The sequence below is a fragment of the Halomonas sp. Y3 genome (assembly GCF_024137965.1).
Taxonomy (GTDB): Bacteria; Pseudomonadota; Gammaproteobacteria; order Pseudomonadales; family Halomonadaceae; genus Halomonas; species Halomonas mongoliensis.
Window position 1 is genome coordinate 1,195,850 of record NZ_CP099975.1, and the last position, 25,766, is coordinate 1,221,615.

Genomic DNA, 25,766 nt, shown 5'->3' on the forward strand with positions numbered 1-25,766 from the left:
CAGCAAGACCCCACCCTGCCGGTGCAGGGCGGGGTGCAGGTACCAGAACGGCGTTTTCTAACTATCCATTGGGCCCGGGGCCGCAGGAAAAATCAACCCCTGCCAAAGGGCCAAAGGGCTAGCCGGCGAAGGTGCCGTCGCGGTAGTCCCGCAGCGCCTGCTCGAGCTCTGCCTGGCTGTTCATCACGAAGGGGCCGTAATGGGCAATGGACTCACCGTGGGGCCTGCCCTGCAGCAGCAGCGCTTCGCCGCCTTCCGCGCTGGCCAGTGCCAGGCGGTCACCGGTGCCGAGCCGCGCCAGGTGGCCCGCCGGCACCAGGGCGTCACCGACCTGCAGTTCGCCGGCAAAGACGTAGGCGAGAAGGGTCGGCGCCTCGCTCTCGAGCTCGAGCCTGCCTCCCGCCGCCAGCCTGGCATGGGCGACGCCGGCGCTGCCGGCCAGGGCGTTGAGGGGACCGTCGACGCGCTCGCCATCGCTGCGGATCCAGGTGCCACCCAGGACGATCAGCTCGGCACCGTCGCCGGCCAGCTGCGGCATTTCACCGCTGCGCACATCCCGATAGTCCGGCTGGCTCATCTTCTCGCTGGCCGCCAGGTTGAGCCACAGCTGGAAGCCGTGGAGGCCCTGGCTGTCGGTGAGCGGCATCTCGGAGTGGATGATGCCGCGGCCGGTGTGCATCCACTGGGCATCGCCGGCACGGATGGTGCTGGAGTGGCCCAGATGGTCCTCGTGGGTCAGCCCGCCGTGGATCACATAGGTCAGGGTCTGGATACCGCGATGGGGGTGGGGCGGGAAGCCGCCCAGATAGTCATCCGGGCGGTCGGAGCCCAGCTCGTCGAGCATCAGGAAGGGGTCCAGGCCGCCGCCGAAGTCATGGATGCGCTGGATCTTGACGCCGTCGCCATCCTGGCTAGGCTGGCTGCGCTGAAGGCGGTCGACCTGGCGAAGAAGGGGAGATGTCATGATGGGGACCTCTGGCTGTCGTGAGGGCTTTTTTATAAAGCGATATCTGGCATTCTAGGTCGGTTTTTTCGAAGATTAAGCGCATTCTTTCGCTTTGTTCATTCGAGGAGGTCGAAATGTCCCGCGTCACCCTGGCCCAGTGGCAGATGCTGGCGGCGGTGGTCGATCACGGCGGCTTTGCCCGCGCCGCCGAGGCGATTCACAAGAGCCCCTCCACCCTCAACCATGCGGTACACAAGCTCGAGGAGCTGCTCGGCGTCCAGGTGCTGGAGCCCGTGGGCCGCCAGGTGCGCCTGACCGAGGCCGGAGAGCTGCTGCTGCGCCGCGCCCGTCAGCTGATCGAGAGCGCGGCGGCCCTGGAGGACGTGGCCGGGCGTCTGGCCGAGGGGCTCGAGGCCGAGGTGGTGCTGGCCGTGGATCAGGTCTTTCCCACCGATGCTCTCGCCCGCGCCCTGGATGACTTCTCCGAGGCTTACCCCTATGTGCGGGTGCAGCTGCACGAAACGGTGCTCAACGGCGGCATCGAGATGCTCTACGACGGCAGCGCGGATCTCGTGATCTCCGGCCTCTCGGCCCAGGGCTTCCTGGGCGAACCCCTGGTCAGCGTGCGCTTCCTGGCCGTGGCCCACCCCGACCACCCCCTGCATGGCCTGGAGCGCGAGCTGGATCTGCGCGACCTGATCCAGCACCGCCAGCTGGTGGTGCGCGACTCGGCCCTGCGCCAGTCCATGGATGCCGGCTGGCTCAAGGCGGAGCAGCGCTGGACGGTCAGCCACCTGGAAACCTCCGTCGACATGGTGAAGCGGGGCCTGGGCTTCGCCTGGCTGCCGGAGACGCGTATCCAGGCGGCGCTGGCGGCCGGAGAGCTCAGGCGGCTGCCCCTGGCGGCCGGCGGTATTCGCGAGATCCCGGTGCAGCTGATCCACCGCGACCGCGACCGCGCCGGCCCCGCCACCCGGGCCCTGGCCGAGGCGCTGATCCGGGAGGCCGCCGGCTGCTCTCGAGAAGATTCGGCTGCGTCGAATGGTTGAGCCCAGAATATGCGCTTAACAATCGACGGCTTCGTATTAGGCTAAGGGGAAAGCAAGCAACCGGCGGCAGCGCCGCCCCGCACCAGGAGATTCCCATGGGCCTGTTGATCGACGGCAAGTGGCACGACCAGTGGTATGACACCGACAAGCACGGCGGCGAGTTCGTGCGCGAATCCGCCCAGCTGCGCGACTGGGTGACCCGGGACGGCGGCGTGGGGCCGGCAGGCCAGCCGGGGCTGCCCGCCGAGGCGGGGCGCTACCACCTCTATGTCTCCCTGGCCTGCCCCTGGGCCCATCGCACCATGATCCTGCGCAAGCTCAAGGGACTCGAGGGTCTGGTGGGCAGCTCCCACGTCAGCCCGCTGATGCTCGACCAGGGGTGGACCTATCACGTGGGCGAGGGCGCCAGCGGCGACCCGGTCAACGGCGTCGAGTACCACCATCAGCTCTATACCCTGACCGATCCGCGCTACACCGGTCGTGTCACGGTGCCGGCACTGTGGGACAAGGCCCAGGGGCGCATCGTCAACAACGAGTCCGCCGACCTGCTGCGGATGTTCAACGACGCCTTCGATGAGCTGACCGGCAACCGCCTGGACTTCTACCCCGAGCCCCTGCGCGAGACCATCGACGCGGTCAACGCCGACGTCTACGACCATATCAACAACGGGGTCTACAAGTCGGGCTTCGCCACCGACCAGAAGGTGTATGAAAAGCACGTGGTGGCGCTCTTCGAGGCGCTGGATCGCATGGAGGCGCGGCTGGCCGAGCACCGCTACCTGGCCGGCGAGTGGCTCACCGAGGCGGACATCCGCCTCTTCACCACCCTGGTGCGCTTCGACGCCGTCTACCATGGCCACTTCAAGTGCAACCTGCGCCGCATCGAGGACTACCCGAACCTCTCGAACTACCTGCGCGAGCTCTACCAGTGGCCGGGCATTGCCGAGACGGTCAACCTCGACCATATCAAGCGCCACTACTACTACAGCCACGACACCATCAACCCGACCCGCATCGTGCCCCACGGCCCGCTGCTGGAGCTCGAGCGCCCCCACGACCGCGAGCGCCTGCCCGGCTGGGGCATCCGCGAGAAGGGTTAAGGGTTCTTCGCCAGCCAGCGGTCCAGAGCGTTGGCGAACTCGCGGCGGTCGCCATCGGAGTAGCCCTTGGGTCCGCCGGTGTGTTCGCCGCTGGAGCGCATCGTCTCCATAAAGTCCCTCATCTGTACCCGCGCCTTGATATTGCCCTTGTCGAGCATCTCACCGCGGGTGGTCATGACCGCGGCGCCTTTTTCGATGGCCTCCAGGGCTAGCGGCAGGTCGGAGGTGATCAGCAGGTCCCCCGGCTGGAGGCGCTCGACGATCTCGTTATCGGCGGCATCGAAGCCATGGCTTACCGCAAGCCCCTTGACCCAGCGCGAAGGCGGCAGCGGCACCGCGTGGTTGGCCACGAACCAGGCGGCGGTCGAGGTACGTTCGGCGGCGCGCACGATGATGTCGCGGGCCACCCTGGGGCAGGCGTCGGCGTCGACCCAAAGCGTCGGCATGGGGAGTCTCCGGCAGGCGGTGGTGTAAGGGACGCGGCGAAACCGCTGGCCACGGCAGGGGGAGGATGGTAGCATGCGCTCTCCTCGCATGTGTTGACCCCACCATCATGTACGACGCCACCGCCGCCGGTCCTCGACCGAACTGAAGGCGGATGGGCGCCACAACGCCAGCCCCAGCGACACTGCTGCTGCGCTGACCGCGTTCGAAGTGTGTAGATGGCGCGCCACCGAGATCCCGCCAGCCTGGCGAGATCGGCGCAAACGGTCGCCACAGAGGTCCATGACGCCATCGGTGATGGCATGGACCTGATGCCAGGTGCGACCGGCGTCCCCGACTCCGATGTCCCGTGCTGCTGCCCCTGAAGGGCGCTGCGCGCCTGACCGTTTTGCTGCGTCAGGGACGCCAATGAATTTTTGCCGGTGACCCCGGCCTACCAAGGTGTGATTGATGACCCCGACTTCTGTCGCCTCGCCGAGCTTCGGCGACCTCGCTCTGCTGCCCGCCGTTCTTTCTGCCGTCGAGACCCTGGGCTACGAGACGCCCTCTCCGATCCAGATCCAGACCATTCCGGCCCTGCTGGAAGGGCGTGACATGCTGGGCCAGGCCCAGACCGGCACCGGCAAGACCGCTGCCTTCGCCCTGCCGCTGCTCTCCCGGCTCGAGCTGAGCCGCCGCGAGGCCCAGGTGCTGGTGATGGCGCCGACCCGCGAGCTGGCCCAGCAGGTGGCCGTCTCCTTCAGCAAGTACGGCCAGAACCTTCAGGGCCTGGAAGTGGCGGTCCTGTGCGGCGGCCAGGAGTATCGCGAGCAGCTGGGCGCCCTGAAGCGTGGCGCCCAGGTCGTGGTGGGCACCCCCGGCCGGATCATCGATCACCTGGATCGCGGCAGCCTCAAGCTCGACGGGCTTTCCGCCCTGGTGCTGGACGAGGCCGACGAGATGCTGCGCATGGGCTTCATCGACGACGTCAAGCGTGTCGTCGCCGATACCCCGAAGGAAGCCCAGCGGGTCTTCTTCTCGGCGACCCTGCCGACCGAGATCGAGCGCATCGTCAACCGCTACCTGGTGGACCCGGTGAAGGTGGCCATCGAGTCGCGCACCACCACCGGCGAGAACATCGAGCAGCGCCTGGTGCGCGTCGATGGCGGTGCCAAGCTGGAGGCGCTGTCGCGCATCCTCGAGGTCGAGCCGGTAGATGCCGCCATCGTCTTCGTGCGCACCCGGGCCGCCTGTACCACCCTGATGGAGCAGCTCTCCGCCCGCGGCGTCAACGTGGCCAGCCTCTCCGGCGACCTGGACCAGAGCCTGCGCGAGCGCACCATTCAGCGCCTCAAGCGCGGCAAGGTCGACGTGCTGATCGCCACCGACGTGGCCGCCCGCGGCCTCGACGTGCCGCGCATCACCCACGTCTTCAATTACGACCTGCCCCAGGACTCCGAGGCCTATACCCACCGCATCGGCCGTACCGGCCGGGCCGGGCGTACCGGCATCTCGATCACCTTCGTGGGCTTCCGTGAAGGCCGCAAGGTGGGCTGGATCGAGCAGGCCACCGGCCAGAAGATGAGCGAGATGGAGGTGCCCGACGAGGCCGCCATCCGCGCCCATCGCGACGAGGTCTTCCACCAGAAGGTGATCGCCGCCCTGACCGCCGGTGCCGAGGAGCAGCGTGCCCTGGTCGGCCGCCTGGTCGAGGAGGGCTACGACCCCATCGAGCTGGCCTGCGCCTTCGCCCGCCTGGCTCGCGCCGACGAGGCCCCCATCGGCCGCATGCAGGCACCGCGCAAGGAGGCCCGCAACGACCGCGCCTCCCGCGACGGCAAGCCGCCGCGCCGCGAGCGGGGCCCGAGCGAAGGCATGACCCGCTACCGCGTCTCCGTGGGCCACAAGGATGGCGTCAAGCCCGGCCAGCTGGTCGGAGCGCTGGCCAACGAGGGTGGCATCGAGGGCTCGCGCATCGGCCGCATCGATATCCGCCCCTCCTTCTCCGTGGTGGAGCTGCCGAGCTCGCTGCCGGCCAGCATCCTGGCCAAGATGGCCCGCGCTCGGGTTGCCGGCCGTCCTCTGGAGATCAGTGAGGACCGCGGTGCCCCCGAGCGTGCGCCCCGTCGTCGTCGCGACGACGGCGACGCGCCGGTTCGCCGCCCCTCCCGCGCCTGAGGCGCCGGCTGCCGCCCGCCAGGCGGCGCCAACCCCCACCGACAGGTCGGAGCTCTGCTCCGGCCTGTTGTCGTTGGGGCCCCTGAAGCGGGCCCCTGAAGTGCTGTCGGCAAGGAGGAAGTGTGATGTGGAAGCGGCTGCCGTTTCGCCTGCGCGGCTACCTGATCACCGTGACCGGGGTGCTGCTGCTCTCACCGGATGCGCTGCTGGTCAAGGACACCACGGTGGATGTGGCCACCTTCATGTTTTGGCGTGGCCTGCTGCTGGGAGCGGTGCTGCTGCTGATCGCTGCGCTGCGCTACCGTGAGCGCCTGCCCGGGGCCATTCGTGCCTGCGGGCCGGCGGCCCTGTGGTGCCCCCTGGCCTTCGCGGCCAGCGCTTGGGCCTTCGTGGGCGCCACGCGGCTGACCACCGCCGGCAACGTGCTGGTGATGCTCAACCTGGCGCCCCTAGCGGCGGGGCTGATCGGCATGCTGCTGTTCGGCCAGCGGCTGCGCCGCCAGACCTGGGTAGTGATCGCGGTCTGCGTGGTCGGGGCGAGCCTGATGGCCGCCGGCGAGGTGGGGCAGGGCAGCCTGCTGGGCCTGGCCGTGGCGCTGATCATTCCGATCGCCATCGCCGTGAACACCACGGTGGCCAGCGCCCAGCGCGGCAGCGGTACCCGGGGGCTCGACACTACGGTGGTGCTGCCCCTGGGCTGCCTGGCCATGCTGGTGCCGGCGGCGCTGATGGGCGGCGCCCAACTGCCCGATCCCGAGGACCTGCAGCGCCTGGCGCTGATGGGGATGATCCTGCCGCTGGCCTACTTCCTGATCCAGACCGGCGCGCGCTATCTGCCCGGCGCCGAGGTCAGCCTGGTGATGCTGGTCGAGACCCTGGCCGGCACCCTGCTGGTGTGGTGGTGGGTCGGCGAGGTGCCGGCGGCGCTCGCCTTCCTGGGGGGCGGCATGATCGTCGTCGCCATGCTGGCGAGCTCCCTGCGCGACCTCTATCGGCAGCGCCGCAAGGCCGCCGAGGGCGCCCCGGACGCCCGCCGCCTGCGCGACGAAGCGGCGGAGGAGAGCATCGAGCGCGGTGAACCCGCCCCGCCGGTGGGCGAACGCCACTGATCCTGGGGATAGCTCAGCTCGGCGAGTCGCTTGCCACCGCCGCGGCGAAGCGCACCAGCAGCGAGCTCGCCTCGGGGGTGGCGGTGACGCCGGCGAGCAGCGCCTCCGGGTCCTGGCCCTGGTCGCGCAGCTTGTCGACCTGGTGGGCCAGGTAGGCGCGCATCACCTCTGCGGTGAACTCCGGGTGGAACTGCACGCTCCACTGGCGGGGGCCGTAGCGCAGGGCCTGGTAGGCATCGTGGGCGTTGTGAGCCAGCACCACGGCGCCTGGCGGGGCCTCGAGCACCGATTGGGCGTGGGTCAGCTGGGCGGGGAAGCGCTCGGGCAGCTGGCCGAGCAGGACATCCTCGCGGCCGGCCCGGGTGAGCGTGACCTCATGGGTGCCGGACTCGCGCCCCGCAGGATGGTAATCGCTGACCCCGCCCAGGGCCGCCGCCAGCAGCTGGTGGCCGTAGCAGACTCCGAGGATCGCCAGGTTGCGCTCCATCGCCTCCCGCAGCCAGGGCTTCAGGGCCTCGCTCCAGGGTTCGGCGTCGCTGACCATGGCGTGGGAGCCGGTGATATAGAGGCCGTCGACCTCCTCGAGGGAGGGCAGCGGCTCGATGCGGGCGTCGAACACCGCGGCCTCGAAGCCGGCGGCGGCCAGGGCCTTCTGGAACAGCGTCTCGAAGTCGCCGTGGGCTTCCACCACGTCGGGGAAGGCGTCGCCGGTCTTGACGATCAGCAGTCTGGGCATGGGGATATCCTCTTCCTGGATCAGGCGCGGCGCAGCCGCTCGCCGAGAGCGACCATGAAGCGGGCGCCGGCCTCGAGCTGCTCGATGTCGATGTATTCGTCGGGCTGGTGGGCCTGGCCGATGCTGCCGGGTCCGCAGATCACCGTGGGCAGCCCCCGGCGCTGGAACTGGCCCGCCTCGGTGGCGTAGGCCACGGCCCCGGCGGGGCGCTCGCCCAGCAGCGCATGGCAGAGCGCCAGCACCTCGGCATTGTTGTCGTCGGCCAGCGCCGGCACCGTCTCGTTGAGCGCTTCGGTGACGATGGAGGCCTCCGGGGCGCGGTCGCGCATCTCGGCCTCGAGCTCGGCGGCCCGGGCGTTGACTCGGCCTACCAGCTCCTCGAAGCGGTCCGACGGCAGATGGCGGATCTCCCACTCGAAGGTGCACTCCCGGGCCATGATGTTGATCGCCGTGCCGCCCTGGATCTTCCCCACGTGCAGGCTGGAGTGCACCACGTTGAAGGCCTCGTCCACGCGCCCCTCGGCGCGCAGCTCGGCCATCACCTCCTCGATATAGGTGACCAGCTTGGCTGCCACATGGATCGCCGAGACTCCCTGATTGACCTGGCTGGAGTGGCTGGCACGGCCGGTGACGGTGGTGCGCAGGTTGGTGGCCCCCTTGTGGGCCACCACCGGGTGCATCAGGGTCGGCTCGCCGACGATCACCGCGGCGGGCAGCGGGTGGTCGGCCATGAGCCGCTCGATCATGCGCGGCGCGCCGATGCAGCCCACCTCCTCGTCATAGGAGAGCGCTAGCCAGATCGGCTTCTCCAGGTCGAGCGCCACCCAGCGCGGCACCTCGGCCAGGGCGCAGGCGATGAAGCCTTTCATGTCGCAGGTGCCGCGGCCGTAGAGGCGGCCGTCGCCCTTGTCCACCAGGGTGAAGGGGTCGCTGGACCAGGGCTGGCCGTCCACCGGCACCACGTCGGTATGGCCGGAGAGCACCACGCCGCCGGCCAGGTCCGGGCCGATGCGCGCTAGCAGGTTGGCCTTCCTGCCATCGTCGCTCTCCACCCGCCAGTGGGGCACGCCGTGCTCGTCGAGAAAGGCCTCGACGAAGGCGATCAGGTCGAGGTTGGTGTCCCGGGAAACAGTGGGAAAGCCCACCAGGCGTTCAAGCATCTCGGCGGCGGTCATGGCGCGCTCCTTGGTGACGTTTCGGGAAATCCTATCACGCCCGCGGGGCAGGCCGGCGGCCTGCGCGTCATAGCGCCGGGCTGATCATCAGCGAGGCCACCAACATCTCGCCCACCGCCCGCGGCTATGCCTATACCCCGGGTATCTGGACCGACGAGCAGGAGGCCGGCTGGAAGGAGGTCGTCGAGGCCGTTCACGCCAAGGGTGGACGCATCGCCCTGCAGCTGTGGCACGTGGGGCGCGTCTCCCACGAGCTGGTGCAGCCCGACGGCCAGCCGCCCGTGGCACCGAGTGCCCTCAAGGGCGAGGGGGCCGAGTGCTTCGTCGAGTTCGAGGACGGCACGGCGGGGCCGCACCCCACCAGCACCCCGCGGGCGCTTGAGACCGAGGAGATCCCCGGCATCGTCGAGGACTATCGCCAGGCCGCCATTCGCGCCAAGCGGGCGGGCTTCGACATGGTGGAGGTGCACGCGGCCAACGCCTATCTGCTCAATCAGTTCCTGGCCACTGGCACCAACCTGCGCACCGACCGCTACGGCGGCTCGCTCGAGAACCGCGCGCGCTTCCCGCTGGAGGTGGTCGATGCGGTCGCCGAGGTGTTTGGCCCCGCTCGGGTGGGCATCCGCCTTACCCCCTTCCTCGAACTCTTCGGCCTCACCGACGATGAGCCGGAAGCGATGGCCTTCTACCTGGCCGGAGAGCTCGAGCGCCGAGGCCTGGCCTACCTCCACTTCAACGAGCCCGACTTCGCGGGGGCTGATATCACCTATCCGGAGGGCTTCCGTGAGCAGATGCGGCGGCGCTTCAGCGGCCGCCTGATCTACTGCGGCAGCTATGACGCCGAGCGCGCCCAGGCCCGCCTGGACGACAACACCGCCGACGCCGTGGCCTTCGGCCGCCCTTTCCTCGCCAACCCCGACCTGCCCGAGCGCTTCCGCCTGGGGGCCGCCCTCAACGAGCCCGACCCCAGCACCTTCTACGGCGGCGCCGAGCAGGGCTACACCGACTACCCCCTCCTCGACAACGGCCATGACCGGCTCGGCTGAGTCGGCATCTGCCCCTGGAAGTCACAAGCCCGGCCGGCGAGCCGGGCTTTTTGTCGGTAGGGAGGAGCATTGTCATGCTCACGGCATCGACATATCCCCGAGACATGTTCAAGAAACGCGATTTTTTCGACACGTCCGGGCGACATGTCGATGGCATCGACATGTCCCGAGGACATGTTTAAGAAAGACGATTTTTTCGACACGTTCTCTGGATATGTTGATGCCATCGACATAAGCTGACGACGTGTCGATTCTTCAGGAATAAGTGAACATGAGCTGGCGCCCCGACCACCCCTACAACGGCCTGCCGCCGCTGCCCCCTGCAGAAGAGCTCGAGACGCCGGCTGTGCTCAAGGCCTGCATTCCGGCTCGGGCGGCACTGGCGGAGCTGAAGCAGGCCGGTGAGCTGCTGCCCAATCAGGGACTGCTCATCAACCTGCTGCCTCTGCTGGAAGCCCGCGACAGTTCCGAGATCGAGAACATCGTCACCACCACCGACAGACTCTTTCAGTTTGCCCAGGAAGATACCCACGCCGACCCTGCCACCAAGGAGGCGCTGCGCTATCGCACGGCGCTGAGCCATGGCTACCGAGAGCTGGCCAGGCGACCTCTGTGTACCAACACGGCAGTGGAGATCTGCAGCACCATCAAGGGCGTCGATATGGAGATTCGTCGGGTGCCGGGCACCACCCTGGCCAACCAGGCGACCGGCGAGGTGATCTATACCCCGCCAATGGGGGAGGGGACGCTGCGTGAGCTGCTGGCGAACTGGGAGCGTTATCTCCATGAGGAGGATGGTGTCGACCCCCTGATCAAGATGGCTGTGTCTCACTACCAGTTCGAGGCGATCCACCCTTTCACCGACGGCAATGGGCGTACGGGCCGGGTGCTGAACATCCTTTACCTGATCGAGCAGCGGCTGCTGTCGCTGCCCATCCTCTACCTCAGTCGCTATATCGTGCTTCACAAGCCCGACTACTACCGTCTGCTACTGGCAGTGACCCGTGAAGGGGAGTGGCAGGAGTGGCTGCTTTATATGCTCAAGGCAGTCGAGTACACCGCCCGCTGGACTACCGACAAGATTGCGGCGACCCGCACCCTGATCGAGGATACGGCCCGCCATATCCAGCAGCAGCTGCCTAGGGTCTACAGCCACGAGCTGGTGCAGGTGATCTTCGAGCAGCCCTACTGTCGCATCAACAACCTGGTGGAACGGGACATAGCCAAGCGGCAGACCGCCTCCAGCTATCTGCAGCAGCTGTGCGAGATCAATGTGCTTGAGGAGATCCGCGCCGGGCGCGAAAAGCTCTTCGTTCATCCCAAGCTGGTTCGCCTGATGACCGAAGACAGTAACGAGACGACCCCGTACGCACAGGATCCTCTATGACCCAGAACGACATCGTCCAGAAGCTGTGGAACCTCGGCGATGTGCTGCGCGAAGACGGCGGGGCGAGCCTTGGAGATAGAAAATCTGCGTGAATGGTGAGGAGACACCAATGCTGAATCGATCAGCGCTATTACTGCGCTACAAGGCTCCGGCTGTGCAGTGGATCAACGACGCCGACCCCTCTCCGGGTGGCACGTCGATCACCGAGGAGGAGGTCAATCGCGACCGCACCGTCTATCTGGTCAGCGATGCAGTCGCGGAGTCGCCTTCGGAGGTGAGGCGGTGGGTCAAGGCCAACTGGCGCAACCTCTTCGAGTCGGAGCTGGAAGGCTGGTACACCGAGCCATCGCTATGGCCGAAGCGCACCCTGAAGCGCTTCGATGAGTGGTTCGAGGTCGAATGCCACAGCGTGATGATCGATACGCTCGGTACGCCCATCGAGGATGATGAGGCGTCAGACTGATCGGGAGGCACCATGAAGCCCTTCTCCATCCTGATGATCCGGCTGCTGGGTCTCTATCTCTTCCTGAAGACCTTGTTCTCGGTGCTGCCGGCGCTGCTGGGCCCAAATGTCGGGGAGTTCTGGTCAGCCGAGCTGCTGCCGATGCTGCTGGCAACCGTAGGCGTGCCCTTGGTGGGCGGCGTATTGCTGTGGTGCTTCGCCGGCCGCCTGGCGGAGCGGCTGCATGGCGCTGGAGGGGTAGATGAAAAGGCCGACGTTCGGGTCGGGGATGATGACCTGGTGCGTGCCGGCACCTTCCTGATCGGTACCTATCTGGTGGTGCGGCATATCGGCATGCTGGTGGGGGTGTACTCGTCCTCGGGTGCCGTGGCCTACGACGCACTGGTTGTCGTGGTGGCGGGCCTTTGCATGATGCTGGGTGGAGGCTCTCTTGCCGCGCTCTACCGCAGGGTCAAGTTTCTTGGAGCTGGCCGGTAGCGAAGGGCCAAAGTGGCCGGATCGAGTCGAGCGATGTGTGGAGCGACTATCAGTAGTGATAGCGCAGCTGAGCGATCAGCACGGCATCCTCGTTGATCGTGTAGACGAGCCGGTGTTCATCGTTGATGCGCCGGGACCAGTAGCCGGCAAGGCCGTGTTTCAGGGGTTCAGGCTTGCCGATGCCCTCGAAGGGAGTGCGCTGAATCTCCTTGATCAGCTGGTTGATTCGGCGCAGCACCTTCTTGTCTGCCTTTTGCCAGTAGAGATACTCCTCCCAGGCGTGCTCCGAGAACGTCAGCTTCATTCCTCGATAAGCTCCCGCTCTAGACCGCCCCTTTCCTCGAGCTGTGCAATGGATTCAAGAAGACGCCGGGCGTTCTTCGGCGAGCGCAGCAGGTAGGCGGTTTCCTGAAGGGCCTCGTAGTCCTCCAGCGAGATCATCACCACCGAAGGCGCCTTGCTGCGGGTAATGATCAGCGGCGCATGGTCGTCACAGACCTGCTGCATGGTCTGGGCCAGTTGACTGCGTGCGGCTGTGTAGCTGATGGCTTCCATCATTATGTCCTGTACGATATTCTGTGCTGTACAGAATATCGTACCTACTTCAGGTTGGCAACTCACATCGGCGCTGCCTGACGGTGCCATGACTGTCTTTGGACCGCCGAGCCTCACGCCCCGCGCTGGTGCAGCCGTCGGCTCAGGCGCGCCAGAATGGAGACCTCGCCGCGCAGCCAGGGGCCGAGCAGGCGCATGGAGAGCGGGATGAACAGGAACACCATCACTGGGGTGAGCGCGAGGGTGCTGACCAGCACCTTGGGCAGCATCGGCAGCCCCGCTAGCAGGCCGCCGAACAGCGCCTGAAACAGCAGCGAGACCGGGAAGAAGGCGAGCCAGATGGCGATGGCCTGCTTCCAGCGCGGCGGCGTCTGGCCGGTGGCGTCCTGGAACCAGCCGTCCAGCCCGGTGGCGCGGTGCTCCTGGGGAGCGACGAAGAGCCCCTCGCCGCGGGCCAGCCAGGCGCGGCGCGAGGCGGAGTGCTCCCAGGCCGCCAGGGTGTCGGCATCGCGGAAGCGGAAGATGATCTGGTACTCGTCGTCACCGGGCGGCGGGGCCAGCACGCCGGAGCCCAGGTAGCCGCTGAAGTCGGCGGCCAGCGCGCGGCCCTCCTCCAGCCAGGTGGTGAAATCGGCGTAGCGGCCGCGGGAGACGCGTCGGGCCACCATCAGGGTCAGGGGGGCAGGGGACATCGTGTATCTCCTTGTTCAGGGCGCCAGGGTAGGGCGCCGGAGTCATGCGGGCCGGGTAGGCCCTTGCCATGAACTAAGCAACAAGTATACCAGCAGGCGGCGTGGCGTAGCGGCTCGTGCCGAGGCAGGCTGGGTTGGGCCCGTGCGGGTGCCAGGTCGAGTTGGAGCCGCGGTCAGCGGATGGCATGCTTAGGCCCCGCCGATCAAGGCCTGCTTCGGCAGCAGGGCCCCGGCTATTCGGGGCGGTACGGATGGATCTTTGGACAGGTAACAATGCCCATGAAAGAAAAGGAAGTCGCTCAGCGCCCCGATCTCCGGCCGTGGCTGCGCTACTGGCGAAACTCGCTGGCCGATGCCGAGAGCGGGCGAGGCGCCCTGACGCGTCGAGAGCTGGAGCAGAGCCTCCCGGTCGGCAGGGAAGCCTACCGGCAGGGCCGGCTGGCGCCGGAGGTAGTGGGGCGGCTGTTTTCCGGTGAGGCGGAGTCGGTCGAGCTGCTGCGGGTAGTGCTGCGCCCGGCCGTCTACATGGCGCTGCTGGAGCATGGCCAGGGGCGGCGGGCGCTGTTTCCGGAGGTCATGACGCCGCTGATCTGCGTGCTCTGGGTCACCCGTGAAGGCCGCCTCATTCCGGCGGAGCCTCCGGTGATTCCCCGTGACCTCCTGGGCCCCCAGGCGGATGATCGCTTCACGCTGAACAACGTCGTCGAGCAGGATCGCTTCCTGACCCTGGAAATGCCGCGGGTCTGGTCGGCGCAGGAGGCAAAGGGGCTGCTGGAAGAGCCGGAGGAGACCTGGGCGCCGCTCTGGCATGGCTACTACGAGGTATCGCGCCGCCTTTTCGAGCAGCTGGTGCCGCCGGAGCGGCTGAAGGCGCATTTCGTCAGCGCCGACCAGGCCCGTCTGCTCAAGGTCGAAGAATCGGTGACCGGGGCGAGCCAGCACATCCTCAACCTCTACGATTGGCTCGATGGCGCGAACCCGGCGCTACCGCTGCTGGAAACCTATGCGCTGTCATCTCGGCAGAACCACCGCCCCTGCGTCGATGCGCTGGCGACGCTGGACGCTCGCCTGGGCCACGCCAACTCCGCCTATCCCACTGCGGTGGCGCAGCGGGACGCCCTGGCCCAGGCGATGGCCATGGAGGAGGGCGAGATCCTGGCGGTCAATGGCCCGCCCGGCACCGGCAAGACCACTTTCGTGCTGGATGTGGTGGCCTCGCTATGGGTTCAGGCCGCGCTGGCGGAGGGGGAGCCGCCGCTGATCATCGCGGCTTCCACCAACAACCAGGCGGTGACCAATATCCTGACGGCCTTTGCCAAGGACTTCGAGGAGACCGACCATCCCCTGAGCGGTCGCTGGCTGCCCGACATCCATAGCTACGGCGGCTACTATCCCGCTCCCAGCCGTGAGGCCGAGGCAGCCAGGCACTATCAGACGCCGGCTTTTTATCGCGACAGCGAGCGCCCCGAGTCGACCGAGCATGCCGAAAGCGAATTTCTGCGAACGGCTCGCCGGGCTCTCGAGGAGGACAGCCTGGAGAGCGTCAGAGCGGTACGTCAGCGTCTGCATGCCGAGCTGTCTCGTGTGCACGCCCGGCTGGACGGCATCCGTTCGCAGTGGCAGCGCCTGCAAGACCTGGAAGAGGCGCTGGGTCCCGACGCCGAGGCCGATCAGCGGCAGGATCAACAGTCGCTTGAGGCGCTGCAGGCCGCGCTGGCAGAGGTCCAGGAGGATGCGCGGCGCTGGAAAGATTTCCGTGCCGAGGAGCCGCTGTGGCTCTCGATGCTGAGCCTGCTGCCACCGATAGCGCGCCAGCGGCGCCTGCGTCGCGAACTGTTCATCGAGGCGTCGCTGAGTGCCCGGAGCCATGACATCCTCGGGGCCGCCGCGGGCGATGCCCCCGAGCGGGCGCTGGCGAGGTGGTTGGCTAGCCAGCAGCAGGAGGTGGCGCGCTGTCAGGCGCGGCTCGACGAGCGTCTGGCGCAGCTGGAGGCTCGGGACCTTGCAGCAGAGGCGCTGCGCGCCGAGCTTCCCGACCCGGCGGCGAGCGACAGCCTGGAGGCCATCGACCGCTCGCTTGACACCACGCTGCGTTTTCGGCTGTTTCAACTGGCGGTTCACTACTGGGAGGCGCGCTGGCTGGAGGCGTGTCGCGAGCAGGGCAAGGAGCTGGCCGAGCAGGCGGCCAGCGGCAGGGAAAGAAGGGGGCTTGCCACGGTGCGGCCGCGCTGGCGGCGGCGCATGATGCTGACGCCCTGCATCGTCTCTACCCTGCACTCGCTGCCGTCTCATATGACCCACAGCGTCTTCGAGGGAGAGGGGCAGTTTCGCACCGAGTATCTGGTCAACGAGATCGACCTGTTGATCATCGACGAGGCGGGGCAGGTGTCGCCGGAGGTGGCCGGTGCCTCCCTGGCGCTGGCCAGGCGCGCGCTGGTGATCGGTGATGTGCATCAGATTCCACCGGTGGCGACCCAGCTCAAGTCGGTGGATGTCGGCAACCTGTCGCACCAGGGCCTGCTGACCTCGCTCTCCGACTATGGTGCCCTGCGCGAGACCGGGCGTAGCGTGGTGGATGGCAGCGCCATGCGTATCGCCCAGGTGGCCAGCCGCTACCGCTATCTGGAGGAGGCCGAGCCGGGCATGTTCCTGCGTGAACACCGGCGCTGTCTGAGCGAGATCATCGCCTACTGCAATGACCTCTGCTATGCAGGGCTGCTGCTGCCGAAGCGCACCACCCCGGCCACGGACCCCGAGCTGCCGCCCTTCGCCTACGTCCACGTGGATGGTCGCGTCGAGACGGCGCCATCGGGAAGCCGCTGCAACCGGCTGGAAGCCGAGACCCTGGCCGAGTGGCTGGCCGTTCAGCGCAGCACGCTAGAGGCTCGCCATGGCCTGCCGCTCGGCCAGATCGTGGGCGTGATCACCCCCTTCAAGGCCCAGGTGGAGCAGATCCAGCAGGCGTGTCGCGAGCGGGACATTCCGGTGGGCCAGGAAGAGAACGCCGTGACGGTGGGGACCGTCCATGCCCTGCAGGGAGCCGAACGCCCGGTGGTTCTGTTCTCTGCCGTCTACTCACGGCACGAGGATGGCGGATTCATCGATCGTGATCCTGCGATGCTCAACGTGGCAGTCTCGCGGGCCAAGGACAGCTTTCTGGTCTTTGCGGACATGGACGTCGTCGCCTCGGCCCCGCCGGGCTCGCCACGTCGCCTGCTGAGCCGCTATCTGCTGGCGCGCGAGGCGAATGCGCTGGCTTTCGCCATCGACAGGGCCAGGCCGGACCTGCTGGTCCAGTGTCGCGAGCCCCAGGTGCTTACCGACGCGGAACAGCACGATGCCTGCCTTCACCGTCTGCTGGAGGAGGCCCGAGCTCGGGTGGTGCTGGTCTCGCCCTGGGTATCGCTCAACCGGCTGGAGGAGAGCGGCCTCCTGCAACAGCTCGGTGCCGCTGCCGGCCGCGGCGTCGAGGTGGCTCTCTACACCGACCACCACTTCAATACCACCGTCAACAACCGCCCCTGCCCGGACAGAACCGCCCGTTTTGCGACCTGTCGCGAGGCGCTGGAGGCACATGGCGTGGCGGTCAAGGTCGTGCATCGCGTACACAGCAAGCTGGTCATGGCCGATGATCGTTTCATCTGCGTCGGCTCCTACAACTGGGGCAGTGCCGTGCGCCAGGGGAAGTATCGCAATATGGAAACGTCCATCCTCTACAGCGGTCAGCTCAGCGATGAGATTCGCCTGCAGCGCGAGGCCCTGGAGGGGCGCCTGCATCCCAAGTATCCCATCAAGGCGGATACGGCTACCTCTTGATGGTTTCAAGGCTCGGCTCGCCGTCGCGTCGAGCCGAGCCGCGGCAGACCATCTATATGCCGATGCGCATCAATGGCAGAATGATCATCCAGGTAAATGCCCGTTAGCCGACAAAACCCTTGAGACTAAAGGCTAATTCCCTGATATTAATTTCTGAAAATAGAAAAAATCCCCGATAATCAACTGTGTTTCCTATCGTATACTCCCTCGCATCCTGGCAGGTGGGTGGCCCTCTGCTGCTCATCCGCCGCTGTTCTGCACCGCGGCAGCTCATAACGCTGACCTGAAACAGTTCATGGCTTCCGATCGCCCCTGGGCGCCGGGGCCTGTTGCATTGCGAGGTATCGAGACCATGAGTAAACAGCCCTTCCTGATCGCCATGACCTTCATGTCGATCATCATCGGCGGCGGCTTCGCCTCCGGTCAGGAGGTCCTGCAGTTCTTCACCGGCTACGGCCTGATCGGCGTGGCCGGCACCCTGGTCAGCGGGCTGCTGTTCGCCTTCCTGGGCATGCAGATCGCGCGCATGAGCTCGAGCCTGCAGGCGCGCTCTCACAAGGAGGTGCTGGCGGCGCTCTTCGGTCGTCGGGCGGGGCTTGCCATCGACCTGGTGCTCTCCTTCTTCCTGTTCGGCGTGGGCGTTGTGATGCTGGCCGGCAGCGGCTCCATCTTCGCCCAGCAGTACGGCATGCCGCCGCTGTTCGGCGGCGTGCTGCTCAGCGTGCTGGTGGTCGCCACCCTCTGCCTGCGGGTGCGCGGCATCATCAACCTGATCAGCGCCATCATGCCGGTACTGCTGCTGCTGGTGATGACCATCACCGTCTACTCCTTCTTCGCCAGCGACGCCTCCCTGGAGTCGCTGAACACCGCCTCGGGCGAGTTCGCCACCATCAGCGATGGCTGGCCGGTGTCGCACTGGTTCATCGGCGCGCTGCTCTACGCCTCCTTCAATATCGCCGTGGGCTTCCCCATGCTGTCGGTGATCGGCGGGCTGACCTCGGACACCCGCCAGGCGGCGCTGGGCGGCATCCTCGGCGGCGTGGGCCTGGGCGTGCTGATCTTCCTGCTCAATATTGGCCTCTTTGCTAACCTCGACCGACTGGTGGGCGTCGAGATGCCGTCGCTGATGCTGGCCAGTGCGCTCTCGCCGGCGGTGGCCCTGGCCATGTCCCTGGCGCTGATCTGCATGATCTACAGCACCGCCGTGGGCATGTTCTTCGCCTTTACCGCCCGCTTCGCCACCCCCGAGACCTCGCGCTTCAAGGTGCTGAGCGTGATCTTCACCGCGGTGGGCCTGCTGCTCAGCCAGTTCGGCTTCAGCGCGCTGATCGGTACCGTCTACCCGATGCTGGGCGTGGTGGGCCTGATCCTGATCCTTGCCCTGGGTTACCGCTGGCACACCGCCCGTCGCGAGGCGAGGATGCGTCTGGCGCGCTCCAGCTACTGAGCGCGTGGCGGCCGGGGGGCTAAGCTGTAAGGGATCTCACACGGCGGAGTCCCCCCATGCTGGAGCTCTATCTGCTGCGCCATGCCAAGGCGAAACGCGAAGGTGAGAAGCTGCCCGACGCCGAACGGCCCCTGAGCCAGCGAGGCCGGTGCCAGGCGGCGGCCATGGCGCCGGCGCTGATGCGCTGGGGGGCGCTGGAAGGCGAGGTGGTCTCGAGCCCCGCCCGGCGCACCCGGGAGACCCTCGAGGCGATGGCCGAGGCGCTGCCCGAGGGCATCCCGGCCCCGGTGGCCCACTTCGACGAGGCGCTCTACACTTTCGACGGCGAGGCGCTGCGCGCCTGGCTGCAGGGGCTACCCGAGGGCAGCCGGCGGCTGCTGGTGGTGGGGCACAACCCGGCGCTGCTGGAGCTGGCCCGCTGGCTCAGCCCCGTGGCGCCCGATTCCCTGCCCACCGGCGGACTGCTGCATCTCCGCCTGCCCGGCGAGTCCTGGCAGGCGCTGAAAAAGCACGCCGCCGAGGAGCTGGCGTGCCTGATTCCAGAGCAGGCCAGCCATGCGCTCTTCCAGCGCCGGGCGCCGGCGCCCCCGGAGCTGCGCAAGGCCGACCTGGCCGGCCGCCTCCAGGGGCAGCTCGGCCATCTCTATCGGCTGGTTCGGGCGCTGGAGCCCGGCGTGATGGCCGGCATGGATCCCGAGTTTCTGCACCAGTACCGCGTCAACCTGCGCCGCAGCCGGGCGATCGGCGAGGCCGTGCTGGCCACCGTCCGGCAAGCCGGGAACGGGAAGGCGCCCGGGCTGAAGAAGCGGCTGAAGGCGCTCAAGCAGCGTGCCCAGGCCACCAGTGACCTGCGCGATCTCGATGTCTTCCTGGAGAGCCTGGCGCAGGCGCCACCGCCGCTTCAGGCGAGCACTCGGCGTGCGCTTCACGACTGGCTGAACGAGCGGGCCCGGGAGCAGCACGAGTGTCTCTGCCGGCAGCTGGGTCAGCCCGACTACGCCGCCGACATGCAGGCCTGGCAGGCGTTCCTCGACGGCGACGGCTTTTGGCAGGCGCTTGCCCGGCTCTCTGCGCCGCGGGTCGAGGCGGTGCTGGACGAGCGCATCCTTGGCCACGATAGCGACCTGGCCGCCCTCACGCCTGACGCCCCGGATGAGGCCTTCCACGACCTGCGCAAGGCGGTGAAGCGCATCCGCTACCTGGCCGAGCTGGATCCGAAGCGCCACCGCCGTTTCCTCAAGGGGCTCAAGCAGCGCCAGACCCTGCTCGGTGAGTTCCAGGACCTCTGCACCCGCCAGGCCTGGATCGCGGCCTTCGCTGCCGGTTCGCCCAAGGCCCTGCGGCGCCGGCAGGAGTGTGACGCCTGGTGCGCCGCGCTGGAGGCGCAGAAGCGAGCCCTGCGGGAGCAGATCATGGCGCTGGCACCGCTACGCGAGCCGGGCCCCGCCGCCCGCTGATTCACCCCCTGGCGTCACCTGTGCGGCGTGGCTTCTGGGTTATTCCCGCTCGTCCCGGGTCGAGCGCAGCAGCACCCGGTCCATGCCCCGGGTGCTCAGCACCCGCTTCAGGGCGGCGAAGAGATGAGTGGGCAGGGTGACCGCATAGCGGGGCCTGGGGCGCGGGTGCTCCAGGGCGTGGACCAGCTTGGCCACTACCGCCTCCGGGCCCAGGGTGAAGGCGGCCTTGCCCTCGGTGCTGGCCAGCCGCGCCTCCACCTTGCGGTAGGTCTCGGCGTGGGCGCTGCGCTCGGTATCGATATGGGCCCGGAAGGCGCGGTGGGCGTTCGCGCGAAAGCGGCTGGTGATGGGGCCGGGCTGGATCAGGCTGACGTGGATGCCGCTTCCCGAAAGCTCCTGGCGCAGGGTATCGGTGAGCCCCTCCAGGGCGAACTTGGAGCAGATGTAGGCGCCGCGGTAGGGCAGGGCGGCGAACCCCAGCACCGAGCTGTTCTGTACGATGCGCCCGTGTCCCTGGGCGCGCATCATCGGCAGCACCCGGGTGGTGAGCTCGTGGGTGCCGAGCAGGTTGGTCTCGAGCTGCTGCCTCAGCGTCTCCCGGGAGAGGTCCTCCACCGCCCCGGGCTGGCCGTAGGCGCCGTTGTTAAAGAGCGCGGTCAGCCGCCCATCGGTGCGTTCCGCGACCTCGGCCACCGCCGCCTCGATGGAGGCGCTGCTGTCCAGGTCCAGCACCAGCGCCTCCAGGCCCTCTTCCTTCAGCCGGGCCACGTCTGCCTCCTTTCTGGCGGTGGCAAATACCCGCCAGCCTCGCGCCGCCATGGCGTGGGCCGCGGCGTGGCCGATCCCGCTGGAGCAGCCGGTGATCAGCAGGCTGCGCGCCGCTCCGGCTTCGTTATCCGTCATTCGTTTCTCCTGGTGATCTTGGCAACTGTATATGTCTTGGCGTTGGAGGGCGGGCGTTACGGGCCGCCCTGCAGCATCTCCCGGGTCGCCTCCATCACCCGGCCATCCACGGTGCGCTGGACCTTGTCCTCGATCTCGCCGAGCAGCGCCTCCACCTTGGGGCCCTCGTTGGCCACCGCCACGAAGGTCCACTCGCTCGCCTCCAGCCGGTCGTGCTCGCCGCTCTCGCAAACCGCCACCGCCGGGTTGCGCCCGAAGCGCTCGTGCAGGCCGCCCATGCGCTGGCGCTTCTCCTTCAGCGAGCGGCAGCCGGGCAGCGAGATATGCAGCGTGAGAATCCCCATATGCATCCTGACCCCTCCTTCGCCCTTTTCCTGACCTGGATCATTTCCCCGTCTCGCCCGGGTGTCTACCCTTCTCTGTCACAACATATGGTGCCTTATAGAAGAAAGGACACCATATATAGATAATCGGCCAGTGAGGGAACACCCATGCAACGCCAGCCGACCGGCGCCGTCAACGTCGCTTCGACGGTCAACGAATACCTGCAGCGCGCCGACTGGCGCGTCAACGCCAACGCCAACCAGGGCTACTCCCTGGGCGGGCTGATCCTCAACGCCTCGGGCAAGCTGATCGCCAACTACTGGCTGGATGAAGTCTATCCCGCCGCGGTAGGCGAGGCCCACCGGGAGGGCGATCTGCATATCCACGACCTGGACATGCTCAGCGGCTACTGCGCCGGCTGGTCGCTGCGCCAGCTGCTGATCGAGGGCTTCAACGGCGTGCCGGGCCGGGCGGAGAGCGCGCCGCCCCGGCACCTCACCAGTGCCCTGGGGCAGATGGTCAACTTCCTTGGCACCCTGCAGAACGAGTGGGCCGGCGCCCAGGCGTTCAGCTCCTTCGATACCTACCTGGCCCCCTTCGTGCGCCGCGACGCCCTCGACTACCCGGCGGTGAAGCAGGCGGTGCAGGAGTTCATCTACAACCTCAACGTGCCGTCGCGCTGGGGCAGCCAGACCCCCTTCACCAACCTCACCTTCGACTGGACCTGCCCGGCGGACCTGCGCGACCAGGTGCCGATCATCGGCGGCGCGGAGCAGCCCTTCACCTACGGCGAGCTGCAGGCCGAGATGGAGCTGCTCAACCGCGCCTACCTGGAGGTGATGGAGGAGGGCGACTGCCAGGGGCGGGTGTTCACCTTCCCGATCCCCACCTACAACATCACCCCGGACTTCCCCTGGGAGAGCGACAACGCCGAGCGGCTCTTCGCGCTCACCGCCAAGTACGGGCTGCCCTACTTCCAGAACTTCCTCAACTCGGACCTGGAGCCGCACATGGTGCGCTCCATGTGCTGCCGGCTGCAGCTCGACCTCAGCGAGCTGCTCAAGCGCGGCAACGGCCTGTTCGGCAGCGCCGAGCAGACCGGCTCGCTGGGCGTGGTGACCATCAACTGCGCGCGCCTGGGCTACCGCTTCGCCGGCGACCGCACGGGGCTCTTCCAGGAGCTGGACCGGCTGCTCGCGCTCGGCCGCGACAGCCTGGAGATCAAGCGCGGCTGCATCCAGCAATGGATGGATGACGGCCTCTACCCCTACAGCCGCCGCTACCTGGGCACCCTGCGCAACCACTTCTCCACCCTGGGGGTGAACGGCCTCAACGAGATGGTGCGCAACTTCTTCGAGGACCGCTTCGATATCGCCAACCCCGAGGGGCAGCAGCTGGCCATCGAGCTGCTGGAGCAGGTGCGCGAGCGGATGCGCGAGTTCCAGGCGGCCACCGGTCACCTCTACAACCTGGAGGCGACCCCGGCGGAGGGCACCACCTACCGCTTTGCCAAGGAAGACCAGAAGCGCTACCCCGGCATCCTCCAGGCGGGCACTCCGGATTCTCCCTACTACACCAACTCCAGCCAGCTGCCGGTGGGCTATACCGACGACCCCTTCGAGGCGCTGCTGCACCAGGAACCGCTGCAGACCCGCTACACCGGCGGCACCGTGCTGCACCTCTATATGGGGGAGCGGCTCTCGTCGCCTGCGGCCTGCCGCAAGCTGGTGCAGACCGCGCTCTCCCGCTTCCGCCTGCCCTATCTCACCGTGACGCCGACCTTCTCGATCTGCCCGGTGCACGGCTACCTGGCCGGCGAACATGAGTTCTGCCCGAAGTGCGATGACGCCCTTCTGGCAAAGCATGCTCGGGCCGATGCCACGGCCTGAGGCCTTTCCCCGCAATACCACCAACCGAAGAGGAGCATCCCATGCGTCATAGCGTCGAGAGCCTGCCCACCGAAGCGCGCCAGCGCTGCGAGGTCTGGACCCGGGTGATGGGCTATCACCGCCCCGTCAGCCAGTTCAACCGCGGCAAGCAGTCCGAGCACCGTGAGCGGCGCCACTTCAGCGAGCAGGCCGCCACCCCCTGACCCACCGCCACACAGAGCGCCCTCCATGCCAGAGCGACAGGGGGCGCTCGGCCGGATGACCGCCATGCCCCATCCCGAATTTAACCGGCCACGACTGCCCGTGGCCGGCCTCACCCCCATGACCACCCTGGACTACCCGGACCACTTGGCCTGCGTGGTGTTTCTGCAGGGCTGCCCGCTGCGCTGCGGCTACTGCCACAACCCCGGGATGCTCGAACCACGCCGCGCCGAACCCGGCGAGTGGGCCGAGGTGGAAGCCTTCCTGACCAGGCGCCAGGGGCTGCTCGACGGCATCGTCTTCAGCGGCGGCGAGCCCACCCTGCACGCAGACCTGCCCGCGGCTGTCGCCCGAGCGCAAGCGCTCGGCTTCAAGACGGGGCTGCATACCGCCGGGGTCTACCCGCGGCGCCTGGCCGAGACGCTGCCGCACCTGGCGTGGGTAGGGCTCGACGTGAAGGGTCCGGCGGCGCGCTTCGATGTCATCGTCGGCCGCCCCGGCCTTGCCGCCGCCCACGCCGAGAGCCTCGAGCTGCTCTTGAGAAGCGGCATCGCCTTCGAGTGCCGCACCACCGTTCACTGGCGGGATTTCGACCTCGAGAGCCTGCGCCGCCTGGCCCTCGACCTCGCCGAAAGGGGCGTGACCCGCTACGCCCTGCAGGTGGCCCGCCCCGGCCGCTGCCTCGACCCCGCCTATGGCCGGCCGGTGCCCGGCGCCCCGACGCTCGGCGAACTGGACGCGCTGGTCGAGACCCTGGCACCGGCCTTCGAGCGTCTTGAACTGAGGGCGTAAGCCAAAGACGACACTGCCTTGTAAGCCTTTGCCCACTGGTGCTCAGGGCACTTTGGTGCCAGGCTGCTAGGTTACAGATTGTTGCCGGCACGCCGTCGCCCAAAGAGCGGCAGGCCAGAGCCGCCAGCGACGGTTGCGCAGGCCCGGGAACGATCAAGGCTTCTCGCTCATCTCCAGGCTCCCTGCAGGAGCCCGATTTATCGGGCGAATATCCTATCGCCCCAAGCGGAATCACCTTTGTGGGTCGCCGCATCCGGTGCTTAAATGGTGGATGAATCAATGATTAGAGTGGCTGCTATGAAGAGAATGGTGCAGGCAACATGGCCTGTCTGCATGCTAATGGCAACATTACTCCTAAGCGGCTGTGGCGCAGTCAGCGGAGCCGATGAGAAAGTCTTCATGAAGCATCGAGAAGCAGACTCGCTCGAACGCCAATACCTTTTTCTGGCAAGCTATCTTGGTTCTGAGAAGCCATGCTTCTTGATTCACCCCGAAAGCTTGGCAGTGGCGCCGTTTAACCCTGCCGGGACAAGGGCAAGCTTTCTCAGAAGCACATGTTTTAGCCACGTGGCCGACTATGCTGGTAACGAAACACTGTGCCAACATGTGCGCTCAGTGAGTACCTTTCTATATTCGGGCGACAGGTTGAATGCTGAGCGCTGCAGAGAGGCGGCGTCATCTCCAAGCCACGTGCGCATGAGCGGTAGCCTGGACGTATCGAAGATTGTCGCCCTGGCGGGCCACTCTTACAGCGACATTGACAGCTTTTTTGTATCGGCAGGAGTTTTTCCAACGATCAATGAAGCGGAGCAGGCACGCCGGCATGACCCCGCCCGCTACTGGAATGAAGTAAGGTTCGAGTTTCTGCTTTCCCGTGATTTTTTCGACTCTATAGGCGAGCTGCCCGGGTTCGGGAATCACCATGATCTAGCTGATATGGCCGCGGTACGCTGGTCTCAATGACCGCTCCTGCCGCAAGCGGTTGCGTGCTGCCCAGATGTCGGGTCCCGGGTGACTGGCCACCCGGGACCCGATACCTATCGATATAGAACATGTGCCCAAAGTACTCCTCATGCTGCTTCGAGGGCGCAAGACGTGGGCGAGCTCCGAGTGGCAGTGGGGGAGGCGTCAGGGATGCGGGCGCGGCCGCCAGCCGCCCTGGCGAATGGCCTCGCAGCCGGCCACCTCGGGGTTGTAGAGATAGAGCCAGGCGGGCCCGAAGGCGGTGGGGTGGATGGCGCGGTCGTAGAGCCCCAGGTGGGGCAGGCGCGGCCGGTAGTCTTCCAGCCGGTCGAGGCCGGCCAGCAGCCGGGCGTCCACCTCGAAGACCTCGATTTCCACGCCGCGGGAGGGCTCGAGCTTGGCGCCGGGGTAGGGGCCAAGGTCGTAGAGGGTCACGTCGGCCAGGCGGTCGCTGCCCAGGAACTCGGCGCCGGCGAGCCAGTGGTGATTGCGCAAGCCGCGCTTGAGGGTGCCGTAGACGGCCACCAGCGGCGTGCGGGTGATAGCGATGGCGGGCGCGGTCATGGTGGCGGATCTCCACGGGGCAGAGCTGGGACTCTATGGTAGCCATTCTCCGTTTCCTTATCACCGTCGAGGGA

Annotated in this window: 24 protein-coding genes and 1 pseudogene; 15 read left to right on the plus strand and 10 right to left on the minus strand. The window is 67.3% G+C overall.

Annotation, left to right across the window (positions count from 1 at the left end):
- Positions 1-118: 118 nt before the first annotated feature.
- The gene (locus NHL60_RS05710) at positions 119-964 is read right to left on the minus strand and encodes a pirin family protein (protein WP_253450043.1); all 846 of its coding nucleotides are present in this window, start codon (positions 962-964) and stop codon (positions 119-121) included.
- Positions 965-1,080: 116 nt separating this feature from the next.
- On the opposite strand from NHL60_RS05710, the gene NHL60_RS05715 reads away from it, so the two are divergent.
- Positions 1,081-1,995, plus strand: a complete 915-nt coding sequence (locus NHL60_RS05715) for a LysR family transcriptional regulator (RefSeq protein ID WP_253450046.1) — start codon at positions 1,081-1,083, stop codon at positions 1,993-1,995.
- 95 nt (positions 1,996-2,090) lie between these two features.
- Positions 2,091-3,095 carry a glutathione S-transferase family protein gene (locus tag NHL60_RS05720; RefSeq protein ID WP_253450049.1) on the plus strand — a complete coding sequence of 335 codons (1,005 nt, stop codon included), beginning with the start codon at positions 2,091-2,093 and terminating at the stop codon, positions 3,093-3,095.
- Here the strand turns inward: NHL60_RS05720 and NHL60_RS05725 are convergent.
- Positions 3,092-3,541 (minus strand): YaiI/YqxD family protein, encoded by a 450-nt coding sequence (locus NHL60_RS05725; RefSeq protein WP_253450052.1) that lies wholly within the window; start codon positions 3,539-3,541, stop codon positions 3,092-3,094. The two genes, NHL60_RS05720 and NHL60_RS05725, sit on opposite strands and share 4 nt — an antisense overlap.
- Positions 3,542-3,989: 448 nt before the next feature.
- Here NHL60_RS05725 and NHL60_RS05730 point away from each other — a divergent pair, with 448 nt between their 5' ends.
- Together NHL60_RS05730 and NHL60_RS05735 are read left to right on the plus strand one after the other, a co-directional pair.
- A complete protein-coding gene (locus NHL60_RS05730) occupies positions 3,990-5,696 on the plus strand; it encodes a DEAD/DEAH box helicase (protein ID WP_253450056.1) in 1,707 nt (568 codons plus the stop codon).
- 125 nt (positions 5,697-5,821) lie between these two features.
- Positions 5,822-6,805 carry a DMT family transporter gene (locus tag NHL60_RS05735; protein WP_253450059.1) on the plus strand — a complete coding sequence of 328 codons (984 nt, stop codon included), beginning with the start codon at positions 5,822-5,824 and terminating at the stop codon, positions 6,803-6,805.
- Between the two features lie 13 nt (positions 6,806-6,818).
- Here NHL60_RS05735 and NHL60_RS05740 read toward each other — a convergent pair whose 3' ends face one another.
- Both NHL60_RS05740 and argE read right to left on the minus strand, forming a co-directional pair.
- Positions 6,819-7,541 (minus strand): glutamine amidotransferase, encoded by a 723-nt coding sequence (locus tag NHL60_RS05740; RefSeq protein ID WP_253450062.1) that lies wholly within the window; start codon positions 7,539-7,541, stop codon positions 6,819-6,821.
- A 20-nt stretch (positions 7,542-7,561) separates the two neighbouring features.
- Positions 7,562-8,716, minus strand: a complete 1,155-nt coding sequence (argE, locus tag NHL60_RS05745; protein ID WP_253450065.1) for an acetylornithine deacetylase — start codon at positions 8,714-8,716, stop codon at positions 7,562-7,564.
- A 74-nt stretch (positions 8,717-8,790) separates the two neighbouring features.
- On the opposite strand from argE, the pseudogene NHL60_RS05750 reads away from it, so the two are divergent.
- The 4 genes and pseudogenes from NHL60_RS05750 to NHL60_RS05765 form a co-directional block, all read left to right on the plus strand.
- Positions 8,791-9,762: pseudogene (locus tag NHL60_RS05750) on the plus strand (alkene reductase); the annotation flags it as partial.
- A 271-nt stretch (positions 9,763-10,033) separates the two neighbouring features.
- A complete protein-coding gene (fic, locus tag NHL60_RS05755) occupies positions 10,034-11,149 on the plus strand; it encodes a protein adenylyltransferase Fic (protein WP_253450068.1) in 1,116 nt (371 codons plus the stop codon).
- Positions 11,150-11,258: 109 nt separating this feature from the next.
- Positions 11,259-11,612: a hypothetical protein gene (locus NHL60_RS05760; protein ID WP_253450071.1), complete on the plus strand. Its 354-nt coding sequence runs from the start codon at positions 11,259-11,261 to the stop codon at positions 11,610-11,612.
- Between the two features lie 12 nt (positions 11,613-11,624).
- Complete coding sequence (locus NHL60_RS05765; RefSeq protein ID WP_253450073.1) at positions 11,625-12,089, plus strand: hypothetical protein; 465 nt, start codon at positions 11,625-11,627, stop codon at positions 12,087-12,089.
- Between the two features lie 49 nt (positions 12,090-12,138).
- On the opposite strand, the gene NHL60_RS05770 is transcribed toward NHL60_RS05765, so the two are convergent.
- From NHL60_RS05770 to NHL60_RS05780, 3 genes are all read right to left on the minus strand, one after another.
- A complete protein-coding gene (locus NHL60_RS05770; protein WP_253450076.1) occupies positions 12,139-12,393 on the minus strand; it encodes a Txe/YoeB family addiction module toxin in 255 nt (84 codons plus the stop codon).
- The gene (locus NHL60_RS05775; protein WP_253450079.1) at positions 12,390-12,644 is read right to left on the minus strand and encodes a type II toxin-antitoxin system Phd/YefM family antitoxin; all 255 of its coding nucleotides are present in this window, start codon (positions 12,642-12,644) and stop codon (positions 12,390-12,392) included. Before NHL60_RS05775 ends, NHL60_RS05770 begins: the two co-directional genes overlap by 4 nt.
- Positions 12,645-12,757: 113 nt before the next feature.
- The gene (locus NHL60_RS05780; RefSeq protein WP_253450082.1) at positions 12,758-13,336 is read right to left on the minus strand and encodes an antibiotic biosynthesis monooxygenase; all 579 of its coding nucleotides are present in this window, start codon (positions 13,334-13,336) and stop codon (positions 12,758-12,760) included.
- 279 nt (positions 13,337-13,615) lie between these two features.
- Between NHL60_RS05780 and NHL60_RS05785 the strand changes: the two genes are divergently transcribed.
- The 3 genes from NHL60_RS05785 (at position 13,616) to NHL60_RS05795 (ending at position 20,056) form a co-directional block, all read left to right on the plus strand.
- Positions 13,616-17,152, plus strand: coding sequence for an AAA domain-containing protein (locus NHL60_RS05785; protein ID WP_253450085.1), 3,537 nt, complete (start codon positions 13,616-13,618; stop codon positions 17,150-17,152).
- A 352-nt stretch (positions 17,153-17,504) separates the two neighbouring features.
- Positions 17,505-18,599, plus strand: a complete 1,095-nt coding sequence (locus NHL60_RS05790) for a hypothetical protein (protein ID WP_253450088.1) — start codon at positions 17,505-17,507, stop codon at positions 18,597-18,599.
- Positions 18,600-18,655: 56 nt separating this feature from the next.
- Entirely contained in the window at positions 18,656-20,056 is a 1,401-nt protein-coding gene (locus NHL60_RS05795; protein ID WP_253450091.1) for a CHAD domain-containing protein, read from the plus strand.
- 39 nt (positions 20,057-20,095) lie between these two features.
- Here the strand turns inward: NHL60_RS05795 and NHL60_RS05800 are convergent, their stop codons facing one another.
- On the minus strand, positions 20,096-20,959 hold the full coding sequence (locus tag NHL60_RS05800) for an SDR family oxidoreductase (protein WP_253450093.1): 864 nt from the start codon (positions 20,957-20,959) through the stop codon (positions 20,096-20,098).
- 56 nt (positions 20,960-21,015) lie between these two features.
- Positions 21,016-21,309 (minus strand): DUF503 domain-containing protein, encoded by a 294-nt coding sequence (locus NHL60_RS05805; RefSeq protein WP_119023280.1) that lies wholly within the window; start codon positions 21,307-21,309, stop codon positions 21,016-21,018.
- Between the two features lie 141 nt (positions 21,310-21,450).
- On the opposite strand from NHL60_RS05805, the gene NHL60_RS05810 reads away from it, so the two are divergent.
- The 4 genes from NHL60_RS05810 to NHL60_RS05825 all read left to right on the plus strand — a co-directional run bounded on the left by NHL60_RS05810 (position 21,451) and on the right by NHL60_RS05825 (position 25,128).
- Positions 21,451-23,172: a ribonucleoside triphosphate reductase gene (locus NHL60_RS05810; RefSeq protein ID WP_253450096.1), complete on the plus strand. Its 1,722-nt coding sequence runs from the start codon at positions 21,451-21,453 to the stop codon at positions 23,170-23,172.
- Between the two features lie 41 nt (positions 23,173-23,213).
- On the plus strand, positions 23,214-23,375 hold the full coding sequence (gene nrdD / locus NHL60_RS05815) for an anaerobic ribonucleoside-triphosphate reductase (RefSeq protein ID WP_110070778.1): 162 nt from the start codon (positions 23,214-23,216) through the stop codon (positions 23,373-23,375).
- A gap of 25 nt (positions 23,376-23,400) precedes the next feature.
- Positions 23,401-24,165, plus strand: coding sequence for an anaerobic ribonucleoside-triphosphate reductase activating protein (locus tag NHL60_RS05820; protein ID WP_253450099.1), 765 nt, complete (start codon positions 23,401-23,403; stop codon positions 24,163-24,165).
- A gap of 264 nt (positions 24,166-24,429) precedes the next feature.
- Complete coding sequence (locus NHL60_RS05825; protein WP_253450102.1) at positions 24,430-25,128, plus strand: hypothetical protein; 699 nt, start codon at positions 24,430-24,432, stop codon at positions 25,126-25,128.
- Positions 25,129-25,293: 165 nt separating this feature from the next.
- Here NHL60_RS05825 and NHL60_RS05830 read toward each other — a convergent pair whose 3' ends face one another.
- Positions 25,294-25,692, minus strand: a complete 399-nt coding sequence (locus tag NHL60_RS05830) for a gamma-glutamylcyclotransferase (protein ID WP_253450105.1) — start codon at positions 25,690-25,692, stop codon at positions 25,294-25,296.
- Positions 25,693-25,766: the final 74 nt, after the last annotated feature.